At 30.3% G+C, this 948-nt stretch carries 1 protein-coding gene; it reads left to right on the forward strand.

The window, feature by feature from the left end:
- Positions 1-948 (forward strand): aspartate--tRNA ligase (gene aspS, locus HMPREF9131_RS02420; RefSeq protein WP_009345169.1); only part of this gene is annotated, 948 nt, incomplete at both ends.

Below are 948 nucleotides of genomic sequence, written 5' to 3' on the forward strand. Positions count from 1 at the left end.
AAGGCTACTAAACTTCACAATGAATATGTAATCGCTGTTAAGGGGATAGTGAGAATGAGATCTTCAATTAACGATAAGATTCCCACAGGAAAAATTGAAGTTTTAGCTAGTGAAATTAAAATACTTAATGAATCACAAGTCCCACCAATCTATGTTAAAGATAATGATAATGTAGCAGAAAATATGAGACTTAAATATAGAACTCTTGATTTAAGAAAGCCAAGCATGCTCAGAAATTTAAAATTGAGGTCAAAAATTTATAAAATCACACGTGATTTCTTCTATGATAATGGTTTTATAGAAGTTGAAACACCAATGCTTACAAAGCCTACTCCTGAAGGAGCTAGAGATTATTTGGTGCCTTCTCGTGTAAATTCCGGAAAATTTTATGCCCTACCTCAATCACCTCAATTAATGAAACAACTTTTAATGGTTTCAGGTCTTGACAGGTATATACAAATAACAAAATGTTTTAGAGATGAAGACTTAAGAGCAAATAGACAACCTGAATTTACACAAATAGATATGGAACTTAGTTTTGTAACTGAAGATGATGTTATGTCTATAAATGAAAAATTCTTACAAAAACTTTTCAAGGAAATGCTAGATATTGACATTAAACTTCCTTTGAGGAGAATGAAATACAGTGAAGCTATGGATAGATTTGGGGTTGATAAACCAGATCTTAGATTTGGAATGGAATTAAAAGATATCAGCGATATAGTAAAAGATTCAGGTTTTAAGGTTTTTGAGGAAGCTGTTAAAGATGGCAGTGTCAGAGGTATAAACGTAAAAAATGGAGCTGAAAAATATTCTAAGAAGAAAATAAAAAAACTTGAAGAATTTGTTAAAGACTTTAAAGCTAAGGGTCTTGTACAAGTAAAAGTAGAGGACGAAATTGATTCTTCAATTAAGAAATTTGTTTCTGAAGAAATTTTAAATAAAATT

The sequence above is a fragment of the Peptoniphilus sp. oral taxon 836 str. F0141 genome (genome assembly GCF_000179335.1).
GTDB lineage: Bacteria > Bacillota > Clostridia > Tissierellales > Peptoniphilaceae > Peptoniphilus_A > Peptoniphilus_A lacrimalis.